This window comes from Symbiopectobacterium purcellii, from assembly GCF_052050035.1.
Classification (GTDB): domain Bacteria; phylum Pseudomonadota; class Gammaproteobacteria; order Enterobacterales; family Enterobacteriaceae; genus Symbiopectobacterium; species Symbiopectobacterium purcellii_A.
The window spans coordinates 5066285-5082285 of sequence record NZ_CP189882.1 but is presented as its reverse complement, the minus strand read 5'-3'; the positions used below and the strand labels follow the sequence as shown (position 1 = coordinate 5082285).

The following is a 16001-nucleotide window of genomic DNA, read 5'->3' as shown; positions in this document are numbered from 1 at the left end:
CCATGATCCGACCTGCGAGAAAAGAGGATATTCCGGCGCTGGTACTGCTGGGTATGCGCATGCACCAGGAATCGCGCTACCGGAATTTTTCATTCAATGCGGAGAAATGCCGCGCGCTGGCGGAGCAACTTATCGATGCCTGTTTTGGCGTGGTGCTGGTCGCAGAGCACGATGGGCAGATTATCGGCTGGATGGGTGGCGGCATTGCTGAGCAATGGTTTTCCAGCGACCGCATGGCGTTTGAATACGGCGTTTTTATCGATGCAGAACGGCGAGGCGCTACAGCCGGATACCGTCTGGTGAAAGCGTTTATCGCCTGGGCGAAAGAAAACGGCGCGCGTGAAATCCGTATGGGAATTACCACGGGCATTCACGAAGAGCGCACAGGTGAACTGTATCAACGTCTCGGGTTGGCACGTACTGGCCTGTTGTATTCGATGGAGGTTTAACTATGTGTACTGGTGTTGAAATTGCGTTAGTCGCCTCGTCAGTCCTCGCTGCTGGTGGGGCTGTAGCGAGCGGGGTGCAGCAAAAAAAAATGGCTGATTATCAGGCCGATCAGGCACAGGCCGATGCGGACGCAGCAGCCGCAGCGGCACGGGTTGAGGCTGAGCGCATTAGAAAGGCGGGTGCAGCGCAGGCAGCACAAGCAAATGCCGCTTATGCTGCATCCGGCGTTGATACGGGATCGGGTACCGCGTTGCGTATTACGTCTGGGATTGTTGGCGACGCGGAAGAAGACGCCACGATGACTATCCTCAACGGGCAAAACACCGCCTCACGTTATCGGGCACAAGGGCAAGCTGACAGGATTAGCGGTCGCAATGCCGCCACATCAGGTTATATCAGCGCGGGGAGTTCATTACTGTCATCTGGTGCGAAAGCTTATTCTGGCTGGAAGACTGCGCAAGATAAACCAGCAGCCAAAACCGGCGCATCAACAAACAACCTGTTCGGCAACATGGGGATTAATTAATGCGTATCCCAACCGGTAATTTTGGTAATTCGGTTCCCACACCCCAGCCAACGCACGTCAACGTGAGCGGTGCAGGCGCTATAGGACAAGCGGTTGCAGGGCTGGCAGATGATGTAAAGAAAGAAATTAACACGGTTGTTCGTGCTCGGGCGAGCGAGTCTCTTCTTGATTACCAGATCAAACTTAAAGATGTTAACGAGTCCATTCGCCAACGTGTCGAGGATGGAACATTACGCGCTGACCAGGTAGAGAACGTTTACAACGAGGCCGTAGGTGCACTGGAAAAACCACAGTTTTCAGGGCTGGGAATAGCAGAGACACAAATTGCTGAAGGTGGTTTGAAGCGTTATGAATCCGATGGGCTTACCACTGCGCGAGGCTACGCGCGCGCCGCACTGAAAATCGAAGCGCGTGACCAAGTGGACACACAGCTTGATCAGCTTGCAAAACTGACCAATTACCCCGGCGCAGATATCGAAAAAATCAACGTCATGTCTAGCGCGTACGAGGAGCAAGGGCGGCTTGCTTACGGTGCGCAGTGGGCGAAGGTGCGGCAAAGCTGGGTTGATCGAAACTGGTTCAACCAGGCGCAACAGAAATTAATGGAGGCGAGAGATAACGGCGCTGCACTGTCTGATTTAAATAACCAACTTACGTCTGAGAAAGGTTTTTATATTGATAAGCTGGATCCAGACAAGCGCAATGCCTTATTGAATCAGGCCATGGGGTACCAGTCACGGTTAGAAGCAAAGGCAGCAGCAGCGGAGGCAAAGCGGGAGGCGCTGGCGGCCAGAACGTATAATTCTTTTGCTCAGCAGGTGTATTCCGATTTACCTACCACGGCGGAGCAACAAGAAAAACTAATCGCGTCCACAAAAGGAACAAGTGTCGAGGGCGAGGTGAAGGACTTACTTTCTGATCAGGGCACAATACGGAAAGTTATTTCAGCCGGTCCTGCCGGGTCACAGAATTACGTCAATAATCTGTATGCCAACCTGAACGCGAATGGCGGAGATATGCGCCAGTGGCGCCTTGCCCAGCGTTTAAACAGCGCAGTGCAGAAGACCAATAAGCAGTTAATGGAAACCCCGCTGCTGTTCAACCAAAACCGCACTGGCGATGCTATTACGCCCCTTGATATGACTGCCCTAAATCCGACAACCGCCGCAGCGATGAGTGCTATGGATGGGGCAGATATAACTCAGCGTTTCTCACAGCAATTGCAGGAACGTTCCGCCACGTTGGATGCCATTAGCTCAACGGTGGGCTTTAAAGTTCCCCATAAAGTTTTATTGCCTCAGGAGGCCACTTATCTGGCTGGAATGTTAAAAGATAAAACCAGCGGGCAACAATCTGAAATATTAACGCGTTTGCGCAACATGGTGCCGAATGATCGTGACTATAAGGCACTGATGCAGCAAATATACCCAGAAACGCCTACGGCGGCATTAGCTGGATCTTTACCAAGCATGGAAAGCACAAATAAGGTTCTCCAAGGGTATGATCAAATTAAAGGGCAGAAGGGGGATATGTCGAGTTGGGATAAGGCTAAAAAAACTTGGGAAGAGGAGTTTGATTCTATCGTCGGTGATGCGTTTGCAGGTAGGCCGCAAGCGCGACAAAACGCCTTAACCCTAACCTTTGCCTATGGCGTCGGAGATGCCACACAAAAGGGAAATTACTCAACAGATGTTACCCGATCTAAGGTGAAAGATGCTTTAAACAAAACGATAGGCGAAGCGATTACGCTTGGTGGACGAAAGGTTTTTGTTCCTGTCGGTGTAAGTACCAGCGATTTTAAATATCGCTATCCTGCGTTGCTTTATCAGGCGTTGGAGCGTCAGGGGATGGATGTATCGAGGGCTAAGCAAGCTAGCTTGTTCAGTTTAGTCCCTGCTGGTAGTGATGGTGATTATATAGTCAGTCAGGGTATTGATGCATTGATCGACAAGAAGGGTCGCCCGTTAACTGTTAATCTTTCAAAAGCCACTATTGATGGCATTAACAATGCCGAAGCCGCTGTTATTAACCAAAAAATAAAAGATATAAAATTTGGCGACAGCCCCGCTAATTTTGGTGTTCCTGATTATCTAAAAACAGAAGCATTCTCTCTTTATGGAGGGTATTAATAATGGATATCTTTTCTTTTGATGAAAATGAAAATCGACAGTTTGTTGATGATATCTTGCGTTTCAATCACATATCTGAAAAGCAGATAAATCCCGGTGTTTTTTCTGTTAGTGATTTAATCGTCGAACCTATTCGCGGTGTTGATCGGGGACTAAATAAGCTGTCTTATGCAATTGGTGCTCCCGCGACAGAATTGCTTTCGCCTATCGCTAAAAGGGTAGATGAGTACGCGGGTACAGACATCCAAGGGTACCTTGACGAGCAGCTTGGGATAGTACGTAAAAATATCGAATTGCAAACCCCAGACCCTACCGTCACAACGGTAACGGGTCAGATATTAAATGGGTTGGGGGATGTAATGTCGAGGGCGGGTGTTGGGGTTTTGTCTGGCGGGGTAGCTGGTGGGGCTGTGTTGGCGGGCGGAACAGAAGCTATTTTTCTTGATGATGAAGGGCGTCGTAAGGGATTAGATGCTGAAACTTCCGCGGGGCGCGCGGTTATTGAGGGGGTTACTCTTGGGCTGGGTGCCGCTATGCCAGCCGCACCTTATGCAAAAACATTGTTATCTAGGCTGGCATCTGGGGCAGTGAGTAACACCGCTCTTGGTATAGCACAAAGGGGGATCACAGGCGCTTATCTGGAAGATCGGGGCTATCAGGATATGGCCCGACAATACAAGGTCTGGGACGCTACAGCGTTAATTGCTGATACGGTGCTAGGGGCTGCCTTTGGCGGTTTTGCCCACGCTGGAGCGCCAGCAACGCCTGCGGCAGTCGATGCGGCATTAACGGCAAGGAATGCGCAATACTTCAGGGAGGATACGGCCCCTGGGTTACCTGCGGATATGGCCTCTAATGTCGCGCACCAGAGAGCTTTGGACACTGCATCCGAGCAGCTTAATAGCGGAGAGCCAGTTGATGTATCAGGCGTTGAGGGGGTTTTTGACGCCAATTTTATTGGTCGGGAGCTACCCAGCATTAAGCCTGATGACGCTTCCGCGCAGTCAAATGCCCCTCAAGTGGATGTGACTTATAAACCAGATACAGCATCTGAAACGGTGACGCAGAATGTCGATCCGTTACTCAGAGATATCGATAACGCGAACCAAGTATTAGCGCGGCGTGGTGACATTGCTGTGCGTGTTGAAGATGACTTGGGAAGTAGTTTTCAGCGTTCCGCAACGGAAATGCTAAGGGATGATGATGCGTTAATTACTCGTGCTGAACAGGATGCGCGGGGGGTTATGGCTGCAATTGAATGTGAACTGAGGCATGGTCATCAATGAGAGCAGAATGTATTCAGGCGGTTGTTAATGCAATTGGTCGCCCTCTTAATCAGGCAGAGGTGCGCGGTATCGAAAATCGTATCAACCAACATCACAAACGCCTTGCGGAAAATAACCCAGGGTGGATGTCAATGTCTCGGGCGGATCGGTTAAGGGAAGCGGGTAAATCAGCAGCAGACGAGATAACTCGGGAGGCAAAATTAAAAAAATGGCGCACTGCGCTAACTATTCTGGCCCATGACCGCGTTAAAAATTATGTGGAAAGCTCTAGTGATACTCCTATTCGTGCTCTTGACCGACTTATTGCGTTTGATTCCGATCAACGCAGTGGGGTTTTATCCGTGGAGTCTCAAGCTAAAGCAATCAGGGATATGGCGTTATCCCGGATGTTGTCCTTAGTGGAAACTACTAAAGGAAAATTATTTAGCTTGCTGGCAGATCCTGAACAGAACCGAGCGGTAATAAGAGAGCTACATGGGGAAAGTAGTGGAAATGCAGCAGCAAAAGCGGCAGCAAAAGAATTTCATGATGTAACCGAATATCTGCGCCAACGTTTTAATAACGCTGGCGGGGCTATTGGGCGTCTGGAGTCATGGGCTATGCCGCGTAATCACTCTCAGCTAAGGGTGGCGAAAAACAGACAAGCATGGATTGATGACCATGTAAATTGGGTAGATCGGCGCACATATCTGAATGAAGACGGCTCGCTGATGACTGAGGCTCAGTTACGAGACTTTCTTTCTCATGCGGCACAGACGATTGCTACGGGTGGGGTGAATAAGGTTGAGCCTGGGCGCTTTGCTGGCAACAGCTTGCGCGCGAATCACGGGAGTGAGTCAAGAAGTATCCACTACAAGGATGCGGACAGTTTTATGCTTGCGCAGCAAAAGTATGGCGACAAAGATCTCTTATCGCTATTGGTTGGGCATGTAGAAAGGTTGTCTCGGGATATAGCGTTGATTGAAACACTTGGCCCTAATTCTGATTTGCAGTTTCGTACTCAACTGGATATGGCGCGCCAATCCATGATTGATGCAGATCCCGCACATGCAAAACGAACCGAACGCGCAGCAAAACGGGCGGAGCGGCTATATAAAGATGTTGCCGGGCAGCAAGACATTCCAGAGTCTGTATTGCTGAAAAATGCATTTGATACCTACCGAAGCATTAATGTTGCTTCTCGTTTGGGTTCTGCCACACTGGCTGCGGTTGGTGATCAGGGTAATCTCATGATTACGGCCAAGATAAATAATCTTCCAGTGGTGCAGGTTTTTGAAAATGAGTTAAAGCTTCTTAATCCAGCAAATTCTGAGGCTAGGGCAGCAGCGCGGCGGGCCGGGCTTGGGATCAACTATTACCTAAACTCCCTATCTCGCTTTGCAGATGATTCCCTGGGTACATTAACTGATACGTCTGGCAGGGTGTCATCTGCTGCCCGAAAAGTGGCGGGATTGGTTATGCGGGCATCCGGCCTTAATGCCCTAAGTGCGGCCAGTAACCAAGGATTAGGGGCTGTGATGTTTGATGCGATTGGTTCGCTTACGCGTAAGCATGCCTCATTAGATAAATTAGAGTCCGGGGATAGGAAGCGATTGCAAAATGCCGGAGTGACGGCGGCGGATTGGGCTGTGTGGCGAAAAGCAGAGGTAACAGACCTGAGCTGCCTGGGCGATACCGCGCTGACGCATAACGAAATACTTGCGCTGACTGATAAGCAACTTGAGCCACTGGCAAAACAGTTTTCCACGACGCCCGCCCGGCTGCGCGACGATGCGGCAACAAAGTTGCTGGGTGTGGTGCAGGACGAAGCCAGTATGGGGACTATCGAGCCGGGGGCGCGGGAGCGTGAATTCATGTACCGCGGAACGGAGCGCGGCACCCCGATAGGTGAGTTGTGGCGGTCTGCGCTTCAGTTCAAAAGTTTCCCGGTCGCTATCGTGATGCGGCACGTCCGGCGCGCACTGGCGCAGGAGGGGGCAGGCAAAGGGGCGTATATGTCGGCGCTGATAGTTTCGACTACGTTGCTTGGCGCGATGGCTGTTCAGCTTAGCGAAATTGCCAACGGCAGAGATCCGCGCGACATGACCACCCCCGAGTTTTGGGTGCAGGCAATGCTAAAAGGCGGCGCACTGGGCCTCTATGGTGATTTTCTTTTAGCAAACCAAACGCAATACGGCAGTAGTTTTATTGCCTCAATCGGCGGCCCTGTTGCCGGGGATGTTGAAGCACTTTATAACCTCACTTTAGGTGCGGTTCATAAAGCTGCTGCTGGGGATGATGTTCACGTTGGCGCTGGCTGGGTTCGCTTTGCAAAAAGCCATACGCCGGGTGCAAATCTTTGGTATGCAAAAGCAGCACTAGATCATATGATTTTCCACGATATTCAGGAGTATTTTTCCCCTGGCTATCTACGCAGAATGCGCCAACGTGCGCAAAAAGAATATGATCAAAACTCTTGGTGGACGCCTGGTGAAACAATGCCGGATAGATGGCCTAATTTTGGTGCGGTATGGGGGGAGGAATAATGGATATATTCAGCTTTAGCGAAAAAGAAAACGCGCACTTTTATGAAAATATCATGGCGCACGCCATAACCGAGGAGCAACTGGACGCTAGAATTCGGGAGAAAGAGGCCCACGATACGGTATTAGTTGTATTAGTCATCGGCATTACAGCTTTTTTTCTCTTATTGGTTTTTCTTGTTTTCAGTAAAAGGTTCTCGTTTAAAAAACTATTTAATCCTTTAAATGCGCCGATTAAACGGGTTGGCTTTCTCTGTTTAGTTATCGGTGTACTGCTTATGTTTTTCGGGGGATTGAATCGCGGCTTTGAGGATTTTGATTACAACACCTTTATTCGCTCTATCAGTTTTGAGCGTAGTCGATACGATAGCGAAGTGACTTTTGGCATAGGGTTCTACTCAGCGATTATAGGTCTTTTTCTATCCTTTCTTTATGATTGGACGGTAGGGCCTATCGTCAATTGGGTAAAAAAAGGTTCTTGACACCCAGCCAAAACCCCGACCTTTGGCCTACTTGACACCGTTACCGACGTGACCGCAGGTGTGCTAAATGGCGACGCTGGCGATCGCATCATGCATAACGTACGTACTTTATTGCCGGGGAATAACCTGTTCTGGATAGCCCCGATCATTAATCAGGTAGACCCTGGGATGAAGTGACCGATTAATCACATGATGTTATTTTGACAGTGCTATAAACGTTACCCGATGGGTGGGTGTAAATGTACTCCATTTCACCCCCCAGCCTGACAAAAGATCTGAACGGATTTTTATTTGCACAAACTCCGTTTTTAGCAAGTTCGGCCATTCTGGTTTTAACTACGCCTGGTTGAATATGTTTTTGCTTTGCTGTGGCTAGTATTTCATCTTCAGTAACTCCCAGCTTAACTCTTGCTATAAGTTTGTTTTCTTTAGCTTCTATAGAGTACATCTCTACTCGCTCTGACAAGGTTATAGGTAAGCTACGCTGAGTTTCCCTTGCTATATCTGACGCTTGTCTACACATATCTTCTTTTATGTGATTATTAAAACAGTTTTTTCCTGCAAGCGCCGATAATGGGAGCGCTAAGAGTAGGGGGGCTAATGACTTCATTCTTCGTTAGCTTCCTTGGTTAGCTAATATTGATTAAAGAGTTACTAATTACTTAGGTTCTTCACCATTAATAAAATCAACGTTCCCACTAATTCTTAGAATGCCATCTTCTCCGAGCTTAACGTAGAAGGAGGGGGTTCCATCTTCTGATGTTACCGAATTTATTTTGAACTTCACTTCATTATTGTGCGCTTCCGGTGTTGATAATACATCTTCAATAACATCGCTTAAAATCTGAACAATTTCAGCATTCATTGAACGGCCGTTACGCTTGGCTCTCTCTGCAATGGCTTCTTTTAACTCTTCCGGCATACGAAGGCCAAATGGGGCTATTTGGCTGGCACCTTTCATCATGTAATCCTTTCTGGAAAAAATAACTTCATAATGTAGTCATTTTAGCATTGACAAGATAGCTACATCATGTAGTATTTTAATGGTTACATCATGTAGTCAAATGGAGGGTTTATGAAGAGTGTAGGAAACATCGCACCGACCGGAATTAGGATGCCAGAAGAACTAAAACGGCGACTAAAACAGGCCGCCAAGGATGAAGGGCGATCACTGAATAGTGAGGTTGTGAAACGTCTTGAGCGTTCGTTTATAGAAGAGGTACCCAATGGACAGTAATGAAATCATCGCCATGTTTGATGAATGCACCTTACCAATCAGTAAGGCAAGGTCTCTGCTTAGTCTGTTAGCCGTGGCTCTACATGATAGAGACAAGCTGTGGTCTGAGGATGCTATCAGTAGCGTTGAAGTGATTCGAGGTTTGATTGATGAGGGGCTGAAAGGTTTAGATTGCGGATTTAATCAGTTGGGTGATGCCCCAGCGGTTGCAGCCGCCAGAGCATCGAGTTTGTCCGAGGCCAAGACCATTGGAGTATCGAACAATGTTTAGTGTAACAGAAAAAAATATGCCGGTAATAGCTGGGGTCGAAATTACCACCGATGAGGAAGGGCGGTTTAACCTGAACGCGTTACACAAGGCGAGCGGCTCAGAGAAAAAGAATGGCCCCAGTTACTGGGTAGCATTGGACAGCACGCAGGCTTTAATCGCTGAACTTGAGCAAACATTGAGCGATACCGAGATCTCGGTATCGGTAATAAAAACCCTTAAGGGTGGAAGCGTTCAAGGCACTTTCGCTCACGAACTGCTGGCTGTCGAATATGCTGGCTGGATCTCTCCGGCGTTCCGGTTGAAGGTGAACCAGACGTTTATTGACTATCGAACAGGGAAACTCAAACCGCTGGCGCTGCCGAACGTCAAAGAACTGGCTCTAATGGTGATCCAAGCGGAGGAGGAAAAGGAACGCCTGAAAAGTCATGTAAATCTACTGGAGAACCAAATGCATGAGGATGCGCCAAAAGTGGAAGCGTTTGACCGCATCGCTGATGCTGATGGTCTGATGAATCCGACCGCAGCGGCAAAAGCGCTTCAAGTGCAGCCGAAAAAACTGTTCACGTTCTTGCGTGAGAACCGCTGGATTTACCGCCGACCGGGGGGAAGCAACAATTTAGCATATCAAGATAAAATTCAGTCTGGATATCTCGCTCATAAGGTAACGATGATTAAGATGCCGGATGGCACGGATCGAGTTTGTGAGCAAGTTCTGATCACCGTAAAAGGATTGACTTACCTATCAAAAATACTGAATGAAGGACAGCAAAAATGAAAGGTATCGATTTGTCGTCTCGCAGCGTCACGCTAACTGTCTTGCTAGATACTCTTAATGAAATTCAAGGGATGATCGAGCACGTTGGGGAGAGCATTGGCGGTATAGATGCTTATTCCGATGAATTTTATCTGTTGGAATGTACCCTTATCAAGCTCGACGCAGTTCAGAATGAGGTGCGCCAACTGCAACGGCAGCAATAGTCAGAAAACCGAACGCCCACCCATAGCATGATAGCCTCATGTTTATCATGGGGCTTTTTCTTATGCACAACGATCACAAAACCCGCCTTTCCCTCCTGAGCGACCAGCTCACCGATACCGTGCTGATTGAAGCCGATCCCGACAACTGGCCCGGCGCGGGTAAAGCCATCGACAAGCACACCAAACAGGAGCGTGGCGATCGCTACTGGTTCAAGAAGAACGCGGCGGCCACACTGACGTTGTTAACCAAGGTGCATACGCTTATCGGCATCCATACGCGCGGCGGTACCCCGACAGCGGAGGGGGAAGACGATGATGATTTTGGTTTAGGCCAGAAGGTTGCAGCCGCTCAACGGGAAGCGGCGGCTATCATTGAGCGGTTACAGAAAGGGAAAAAATGATTTCCTTTGTCGCCTTCTTCATCATGTGGGCGGAGCGCATGAAGTGGGAGGTACCGGAATGTCATTACCGCGCCGTTAACTGGCTGGAGCATCGCGGCGATTTGGCGGTGCTCCGCTGCTTTCGTGGTTTTGGTAAATCCACCATTCTCGCCGTGTATAACGCCTGGCGGTATTACTGCAATCGTCAGTACCGCATCCTTCATCAGTCTGAATCCGACCCCAGCGCGTATAAAACCAGCCGCGATACGCAAAACGTCATCCGAAACCATCCGCTGACGTGTGGCATGCTGCCGGACGGGCAAGGCACCGTTGAACAGTGGTGGGTAAACGGGGCAATGGATATGCGTAATGCCAGCATGTTCGCAAAAGGCATCCTGTCGAACGTCACCGGTGCCCGTGCTAACGAGTGCCAGAATGACGATGTGGAAGTCCCGAAAAATATCCAGACGCCGGAAGCGCGCGAGAAATTGCGGTACCGGCTCGGGGAGCAAACGCACATTCTGGTACCGGGCGGACGCAAGCTGTATGTCGGTACCCCGCACACCCATGACAGCCTTTATGACGAGGTGGAAAAATTGGGCGCTGACTGTCTTACCATCAAGCTGTTTCACCATGAACACCGTATCGAGGAAAAGGACGCCAGGCACAAAGAATACGCCTTACCGTTCCGGCCGGAATTTGTGTTTGCCGGGATTTACCACGGCGCGCGGCTGCTGGTGGAGGGTACCGATTATCTGTTAAGCGCTGACGGTATTGTTTTTGCCGAAGCGCCCGACATGCTGATCGACTGTTACGCCGGGTGCGAGTGGCCGGAACGGTTTACCCGTGACGAAATGCTACGCCGCCGCCGCGAAACGCGCACCATCAACGAATGGGATAGCCAGTATCAGCTACACAGTAAGCCGGTGGGTGACGTGCGGCTCAATCCCGATCGCATTCGTGAATACGCTGTGCCCCCTGAAATCCGCTATGCCAATGGCGGTTGCTCTATGTGGCTGGGTGGTGTGCAGATTGTTGGCGCGGTCGCTTGGTGGGATGTGGCCACAGGGAAAGTTAAGGCAGATGCCAGCGCCTTTTCTTTGATGCTGACCGATTCGCGCGGGCATTTGTATTGGCAGGTGTGCCAGGCGCTAACCGGGGATTTGGCCGAGTTTGATGATAACGACAAAATCATTGGCGGCCAGGTGGTGCAGATACGCGACCTGGTGCTCAAGTATCAGATCCCCCGCGTGGTGGTGGAAGTGAACGGGCCCGGTAGCTTTGCCGGAAAACTGCTGCGTCAGGCATTGAAGGGTACCGGGTGCGGCGTTCAGGAAGAATTTAGCGTTACCAACAAACAAAAACGCATTCTCGATGCGTTCGAGGCTCCACTTTCTTCCCGCTTTTTGTGGGCTCACAGCGATGTGCTAGACGGCCCAATGTATGACCAGATGCGCGATTTCAATCCAGTCGTTGCCGATCAGCCTGATGACTATATCGACTCCGGTGCGGGGGCGATCGGTCAAACGCCGGTGCGTATCGGTAAATTGGTCGGGAAACCGAACGCCACCAGTCGGGAGAATTGGCAACCCTACGATGGTGAAATCATGGTCGATACTGACCATTAAGGTGAATGTATGGCAGTCCCCGATCAGAATCCCTTCAACGTCTACACTGCAAACGGCATAACAACCGTTTTCCCCTACGAGTTTTATCTGATCAATGCAGACGATTTAACCGTGTCGCTGGATGGCGAAGCGGTTTCTACAGGATTTACCGTGACAGGGATTGGCAACGTTAACGGCGGGGAGGTCACGTTTTTAACTCCCCCGGCAAATGACGTCACTGTCATGCTTGATCGCGTGGTTGCGCCGGTGCGTTTAACAGAATATCAAGACAATGGCGACCTTCTGGCGGACACCGTTAACCTCGATTTTGACCGCCTGTGGATGGCTATTAAACAAAGCTTTGTTTCGCTCGGCGTGGCGCTATTACGGCCCGTGTTTGGCGGCCCGTTTAACGCGAAAGGCTACCGCATAGCGAATCTCTCCGATCCGGTAAATGACCAGGATGCGGCAACGAAAAAATGGACACGGTCGCAGGATCACGCATTACGCGCTAAAACCCTGCGTGTTGCTGATGTCGATATCCCAGCGCTGCCGAACGCCGCCCAGCGTGCCAATAAAGTTCCCGCGTTTGATAGTGCGGGTAATCCTACCGTGATGGTTCCCGTCTCGGGATCGGCAGCGGATGTTTTGGTGCAACTTGCCAGCTATAGAGGTTCATCACTTGTGATGCCGTGTCCTGATGTCGTAACGCTAAGGGCGCTGACTGGTTTAGCTTCAGGTCAGGAAATTCAGTTGCTGGGCTATCACAGTTTCGCTCCTGGTATTGGTGGCGGTCGTCTTTTTGTAAGCGATGACACCACAAGTGCAGACGATGGATTTACCTGTTTTGTTACCACTGATGGGGTACGGCTTAAGTGGTCGTCTGGTCAGAATCTTACAGTGCAGATGGCCGGTGCGGTTGGTGACGGTGTCCATATCGATGAGGATACCGCCGGATTCCAGCGTGCTGCTGATGCCGGCGTGTCTGTATTAGTCCCCAAGCCTGGTGATTTCTACGGTATTAATGATTCTACCGAATGGAAGGGCATCATGCCTGCTAATGAAGGCACCTATTTCTATGGGGATGGTTCATATCCAGAGCTGCGGTTAATGGCTTCACGCTGTAATATTATCAGTAACTTTATACGCGACTACTCCGCTCCTGGCCAGACTTATGGACCTATGGATGGAGTGCGTATCGAGGGTCTACACTTTAAAGGGAATATGCAGAATTTGTCAGACCCAGCATCGTCATCATTCCCCACCGGTGATAATTACTCCGGCGGTGTTTATATGTGTAAATGCAAAAACGTAGAAATTCGCGACTGTAAATTCGAGAATTTTTACTATATGGGGCACAATTTGTTTGGTGTACTTGGTCAGATTGTTGAAGACTGTACATATGACAATATTGGTCCATCATCTGCCTATTTCCCAAACTATGCGGCTATGGGTAGCGATGCTTGGCTGAGCGGCAATGTTCATTATAATCGTTGCACTGTTAAAAATTGCGGAGGTGTTCTTCGCGGTAATATGGGTGTCAATAATCTTCAAGTTACAGTATCTAAAAATTGGCTAGTTGAAAATATTGTAGGTGAGGATAATGTTTCGGGGATCACCATTCATATGGGTGGGTTTGATAACGTTACTTATCGTAACATCCATTTAAAAAATGGCTCAAATAGCCACCAAATTGCAGTTTCAGGGAACGGCATAGATCATAGTGGGAGGAATACTCCAGTAACAAACGTTCACTATGAGAATATTACACTTGAAAACTGTATGACTGATACCTCGCTCGTTAACAAAGCCATGATCTACATGCAAGCGTCTGGTGGACGCAACACCATTCATGGAATAACCATTACCGGTGGTGGTGGTGGCACTAATTGTGACACCATTGTTTATGGAGGAGAGTACGTAGATGGGGCAACAGTAGCAAAAGGAACGCTAACCTGCAGTAATTGGTTAATTGACACACCCTCTGCCGCCAGTTACTTTCGTGCGATAACAGCTTGCACATTGAGTTTAAGTGATTTTAATTTCCGCCAAGCAATAACTTGGAAACACATAAACCTAGTTTCTGGCTGTAGCGTAGATATCCATGACGGTAAACTCGATTATGCAAGCCCAGACACAGCTAACTTCATCACCCGTAATTGGGCGCACGGCTCCCTGCGTAACATTCAAGGGTTTAAAACCTATTCATTTGGGCTTGATAACGTTCTTAGCGGTGCAACGATAAACCATGGGTTAGTAGGAGGAACGCCGCCAGTCGTGCGTGGTGCAATTTTTGGGTCATCAGGTGAATATTTTGTGCGCCGAGTTCACGCAACGGCAACAACGATTTCTTTCTACATAACAGACAGAGCAGGCAATACACCTACCGTAGCAGTGCCTGTAAGTTGGGAAGCGCGTGCGTGGTACGAATTACCTATTTAGGTAATTAAAGTCGGGAATCTGAACACATAAACTCAGAGCATACGCATTACCAATAGACACGGGATGCGTATGCAAATGAATGACAAAGGGTCATACTTTTGGGGCTGGTTGACGGGCGTACTGGCGGCACTGTCACTACAGGATATTATCTTTGCCGCCGGTGCGATGTTTACCGCAATATTCACCGTTTGTACTTACCTTTCTAACGACAAAAAAAACAAGGCGATTGCTGAGGCAAATCGAAGACAAACGGAGATACTCGCGCGCCTTGTCGATAACCAACAAATCACACCTAAAGAGTTCATCGCGGCCACCAAAAACTTAAAAGGTGGTACCGATGAACAAGCGTAAATCGATTATCACCTGTGCCATCGGCGCAATCATCGCGCTGGTGATGTCTATCGCCCCAGATATGCGATCCGGGAACGGGTTACGGTTCAGCCAGCAGGCGCTGGAAGTTATGGCAAATGCCGAAGGATGCCGACGTGATCCGTACCTTTGTCCGGCCCGAATTGCAACGCAGGGGATAGGGCATACGGGTGAGGGCGTCGGCCTGAATCCTGTGGTGGATGATCCGCAAATTGCACGTTGGTTCGCTAATGATGCCATGGATGCACAGAACTGCCTTGAGCGGAATGTTGAAAGCAAACTCGGTTTCCGATTACCTCAGGGTGTTTTTGATGGTATTGGCTCATTTATTTTCAATGCCGGGTGCTCCAAGTTTTTGGGAAGCACGATGTATAAGCTGTTGCTGATACCGTTCTATTCCGCTGCATGCGATCAGTTGTCGCGCTGGGTGTACGGCGGCGGGCAAATATTACCGGGGCTGGTTGATCGCAGAGGTAAGGAACGCGCGTTATGCCTGTCAAAATAATCGCTCAGATTGTCATTGTGTTATTGGCGCTGGCGTCCATTGTTGGCGCGGGTGCCTGGCTGGCTGCGCGCCACCACCAACCCACCATTGATAACCTCAATGGGCTGCTAACAACCTGCAAAACGGAGAAGCGCCAGCAGGATGCGGCGATAGCAGCCCAAAACAACGGCGTGACGGCGTTAAAACTTTTAGCAGACCTGCGAGAAGCCAGCGCGAAAGCAAAACAAGAGGAAGCCCGCAAATCGGCACAGACGGACTATGCCGCCGCCAATGCCGTTCTGTATGAACAAACCCAGGGCGAAGCGTGCGCCGCTGCTTCAGTGGCGTTTGATGATGAGCTACGGCGGGAGCGTTCGAAATGAGGCGCTTAATTCTGGTAGGTGCTTTGGTGCTGGTTGGCTGTAGCAAAAACACGACGCAGGATCCTGTTTATGTTGAATTGAAAGTACCCGTTCCGGTACCGTGTAAAACTGCCGAGGTATCAAAACCGGCTTTCGCTGTTGACCACTTAAAAATAGGCGCGCCCATCGATCAGCAGATGCGGGCACTACGTGCAGAACGTCACCAGCGCATAGGTTACGAGAAGGAATTAGAGGCGGCTATTTATGCGTGTAAGTGAAGATAAAAGCTTGGTATTTGAGTGATTACTACTACGTAACTCATTGATAATGACATCTATGTTTCTGTGATATATACCAATAAAATACAATAGTTAATTGTTTTTTAACGATTTTTATGTCGGTCTTGAAAACCGCCGAGTGTAACAGCTCCGTGAGTTCGAATCTCACCTCCTCCGCCACTTTTTTCAAGCACTTAT

Annotated in this window: 19 protein-coding genes; 17 read left to right on the top strand and 2 right to left on the bottom strand. The window is 49.4% G+C overall.

All coding sequences use genetic code 11. From position 1 onward, the window contains the following. The first annotated feature begins 2 nt into the window (after positions 1-2). From ACQGXV_RS34480 to ACQGXV_RS34455, 6 genes are read left to right on the top strand one after another with little or no spacing between them, the layout of a single operon-like run. Positions 3-449: an N-acetyltransferase family protein gene (locus ACQGXV_RS34480; RefSeq protein ID WP_440864529.1), complete on the top strand. Its 447-nt coding sequence runs from the start codon at positions 3-5 to the stop codon at positions 447-449. Positions 450-451: 2 nt separating this feature from the next. Then, on the top strand, positions 452-976 hold the full coding sequence (locus ACQGXV_RS34475) for a hypothetical protein (RefSeq protein WP_440864528.1): 525 nt from the start codon (positions 452-454) through the stop codon (positions 974-976). Continuing rightward, positions 976-3105 (top strand): hypothetical protein, encoded by a 2130-nt coding sequence (locus tag ACQGXV_RS34470; RefSeq protein WP_440864527.1) that lies wholly within the window; start codon positions 976-978, stop codon positions 3103-3105. The genes ACQGXV_RS34475 and ACQGXV_RS34470 overlap by 1 nt, the downstream gene beginning before the upstream one ends. A 2-nt stretch (positions 3106-3107) precedes the next feature. Next, complete coding sequence (locus ACQGXV_RS34465) at positions 3108-4391, top strand: hypothetical protein (RefSeq protein ID WP_440864525.1); 1284 nt, start codon at positions 3108-3110, stop codon at positions 4389-4391. Next, a complete protein-coding gene (locus ACQGXV_RS34460) occupies positions 4388-6916 on the top strand; it encodes a hypothetical protein (RefSeq protein ID WP_440864524.1) in 2529 nt (842 codons plus the stop codon). Before ACQGXV_RS34465 ends, ACQGXV_RS34460 begins: the two co-directional genes overlap by 4 nt. After that, the gene (locus ACQGXV_RS34455; protein ID WP_440864523.1) at positions 6916-7395 is read left to right on the top strand and encodes a hypothetical protein; all 480 of its coding nucleotides are present in this window, start codon (positions 6916-6918) and stop codon (positions 7393-7395) included. The genes ACQGXV_RS34460 and ACQGXV_RS34455 overlap by 1 nt, the downstream gene beginning before the upstream one ends. A gap of 181 nt (positions 7396-7576) precedes the next feature. Here ACQGXV_RS34455 and ACQGXV_RS34450 read toward each other — a convergent pair whose 3' ends face one another. Both ACQGXV_RS34450 and ACQGXV_RS34445 read right to left on the bottom strand, forming a co-directional pair. Then, positions 7577-8005 (bottom strand): hypothetical protein, encoded by a 429-nt coding sequence (locus ACQGXV_RS34450; protein WP_440864522.1) that lies wholly within the window; start codon positions 8003-8005, stop codon positions 7577-7579. A 48-nt stretch (positions 8006-8053) separates the two neighbouring features. Then, on the bottom strand, positions 8054-8359 hold the full coding sequence (locus ACQGXV_RS34445) for an Arc family DNA-binding protein (protein ID WP_440864521.1): 306 nt from the start codon (positions 8357-8359) through the stop codon (positions 8054-8056). A gap of 111 nt (positions 8360-8470) precedes the next feature. Here ACQGXV_RS34445 and ACQGXV_RS34440 point away from each other — a divergent pair, with 111 nt between their 5' ends. From ACQGXV_RS34440 to ACQGXV_RS34390, 11 genes are all read left to right on the top strand, one after another. Next, positions 8471-8632, top strand: coding sequence for an Arc family DNA-binding protein (locus ACQGXV_RS34440; RefSeq protein ID WP_440864520.1), 162 nt, complete (start codon positions 8471-8473; stop codon positions 8630-8632). Then, complete coding sequence (locus tag ACQGXV_RS34435) at positions 8622-8903, top strand: hypothetical protein (protein ID WP_440864519.1); 282 nt, start codon at positions 8622-8624, stop codon at positions 8901-8903. The genes ACQGXV_RS34440 and ACQGXV_RS34435 overlap by 11 nt, the downstream gene beginning before the upstream one ends. After that, the gene (locus ACQGXV_RS34430; protein WP_440864518.1) at positions 8881-9678 is read left to right on the top strand and encodes a phage antirepressor KilAC domain-containing protein; all 798 of its coding nucleotides are present in this window, start codon (positions 8881-8883) and stop codon (positions 9676-9678) included. The genes ACQGXV_RS34435 and ACQGXV_RS34430 overlap by 23 nt, the downstream gene beginning before the upstream one ends. After that, entirely contained in the window at positions 9675-9881 is a 207-nt protein-coding gene (locus ACQGXV_RS34425) for a hypothetical protein (RefSeq protein ID WP_440864517.1), read from the top strand. Before ACQGXV_RS34430 ends, ACQGXV_RS34425 begins: the two co-directional genes overlap by 4 nt. Before the next feature lie 62 nt (positions 9882-9943). After that, positions 9944-10282 carry a hypothetical protein gene (locus ACQGXV_RS34420; protein WP_440867799.1) on the top strand — a complete coding sequence of 113 codons (339 nt, stop codon included), beginning with the start codon at positions 9944-9946 and terminating at the stop codon, positions 10280-10282. Then, positions 10279-11889, top strand: a complete 1611-nt coding sequence (gene terL, locus ACQGXV_RS34415; protein WP_440864516.1) for a phage terminase large subunit — start codon at positions 10279-10281, stop codon at positions 11887-11889. The genes ACQGXV_RS34420 and terL overlap by 4 nt, the downstream gene beginning before the upstream one ends. 9 nt (positions 11890-11898) lie before the next feature. Then, complete coding sequence (locus ACQGXV_RS34410; RefSeq protein WP_440864515.1) at positions 11899-14310, top strand: phage tail fiber domain-containing protein; 2412 nt, start codon at positions 11899-11901, stop codon at positions 14308-14310. Positions 14311-14385: 75 nt separating this feature from the next. Beyond that, positions 14386-14661, top strand: a complete 276-nt coding sequence (locus ACQGXV_RS34405) for a hypothetical protein (RefSeq protein ID WP_440864514.1) — start codon at positions 14386-14388, stop codon at positions 14659-14661. Next, positions 14648-15184, top strand: a complete 537-nt coding sequence (locus tag ACQGXV_RS34400; RefSeq protein ID WP_440864513.1) for a lysozyme — start codon at positions 14648-14650, stop codon at positions 15182-15184. The genes ACQGXV_RS34405 and ACQGXV_RS34400 overlap by 14 nt, the downstream gene beginning before the upstream one ends. Continuing rightward, the gene (locus tag ACQGXV_RS34395) at positions 15169-15546 is read left to right on the top strand and encodes a hypothetical protein (RefSeq protein ID WP_440864512.1); all 378 of its coding nucleotides are present in this window, start codon (positions 15169-15171) and stop codon (positions 15544-15546) included. The genes ACQGXV_RS34400 and ACQGXV_RS34395 overlap by 16 nt, the downstream gene beginning before the upstream one ends. After that, positions 15543-15803: a hypothetical protein gene (locus tag ACQGXV_RS34390; RefSeq protein WP_440864511.1), complete on the top strand. Its 261-nt coding sequence runs from the start codon at positions 15543-15545 to the stop codon at positions 15801-15803. Before ACQGXV_RS34395 ends, ACQGXV_RS34390 begins: the two co-directional genes overlap by 4 nt. Positions 15804-16001 lie beyond the last annotated feature (198 nt).

What these genes read in the sequence shown, in the direction of transcription:
- ACQGXV_RS34440 (WP_440864520.1), top strand. Translation starts at nt 8,471, where the DNA reads ATGAAGAGTGTAGGAAACATCGCACCGACCGGAATTAGGATGCCAGAA.
- ACQGXV_RS34435 (WP_440864519.1), top strand. Translation starts at nt 8,622, where the DNA reads ATGGACAGTAATGAAATCATCGCCATGTTTGATGAATGCACCTTACCA.
- ACQGXV_RS34470 (WP_440864527.1), top strand. Translation starts at nt 976, where the DNA reads ATGCGTATCCCAACCGGTAATTTTGGTAATTCGGTTCCCACACCCCAG.
- ACQGXV_RS34480 (WP_440864529.1), top strand. Translation starts at nt 3, where the DNA reads ATGATCCGACCTGCGAGAAAAGAGGATATTCCGGCGCTGGTACTGCTG.
- ACQGXV_RS34405 (WP_440864514.1), top strand. Translation starts at nt 14,386, where the DNA reads ATGAATGACAAAGGGTCATACTTTTGGGGCTGGTTGACGGGCGTACTG.
- ACQGXV_RS34445 (WP_440864521.1), bottom strand. Translation starts at nt 8,359, where the DNA reads ATGATGAAAGGTGCCAGCCAAATAGCCCCATTTGGCCTTCGTATGCCG.
- ACQGXV_RS34410 (WP_440864515.1), top strand. Translation starts at nt 11,899, where the DNA reads ATGGCAGTCCCCGATCAGAATCCCTTCAACGTCTACACTGCAAACGGC.
- ACQGXV_RS34455 (WP_440864523.1), top strand. Translation starts at nt 6,916, where the DNA reads ATGGATATATTCAGCTTTAGCGAAAAAGAAAACGCGCACTTTTATGAA.
- ACQGXV_RS34400 (WP_440864513.1), top strand. Translation starts at nt 14,648, where the DNA reads ATGAACAAGCGTAAATCGATTATCACCTGTGCCATCGGCGCAATCATC.
- ACQGXV_RS34420 (WP_440867799.1), top strand. Translation starts at nt 9,944, where the DNA reads ATGCACAACGATCACAAAACCCGCCTTTCCCTCCTGAGCGACCAGCTC.
- ACQGXV_RS34450 (WP_440864522.1), bottom strand. Translation starts at nt 8,005, where the DNA reads ATGAAGTCATTAGCCCCCCTACTCTTAGCGCTCCCATTATCGGCGCTT.
- ACQGXV_RS34475 (WP_440864528.1), top strand. Translation starts at nt 452, where the DNA reads ATGTGTACTGGTGTTGAAATTGCGTTAGTCGCCTCGTCAGTCCTCGCT.
- ACQGXV_RS34465 (WP_440864525.1), top strand. Translation starts at nt 3,108, where the DNA reads ATGGATATCTTTTCTTTTGATGAAAATGAAAATCGACAGTTTGTTGAT.
- ACQGXV_RS34460 (WP_440864524.1), top strand. Translation starts at nt 4,388, where the DNA reads ATGAGAGCAGAATGTATTCAGGCGGTTGTTAATGCAATTGGTCGCCCT.
- ACQGXV_RS34390 (WP_440864511.1), top strand. Translation starts at nt 15,543, where the DNA reads ATGAGGCGCTTAATTCTGGTAGGTGCTTTGGTGCTGGTTGGCTGTAGC.
- ACQGXV_RS34425 (WP_440864517.1), top strand. Translation starts at nt 9,675, where the DNA reads ATGAAAGGTATCGATTTGTCGTCTCGCAGCGTCACGCTAACTGTCTTG.
- terL (WP_440864516.1), top strand. Translation starts at nt 10,279, where the DNA reads ATGATTTCCTTTGTCGCCTTCTTCATCATGTGGGCGGAGCGCATGAAG.
- ACQGXV_RS34395 (WP_440864512.1), top strand. Translation starts at nt 15,169, where the DNA reads ATGCCTGTCAAAATAATCGCTCAGATTGTCATTGTGTTATTGGCGCTG.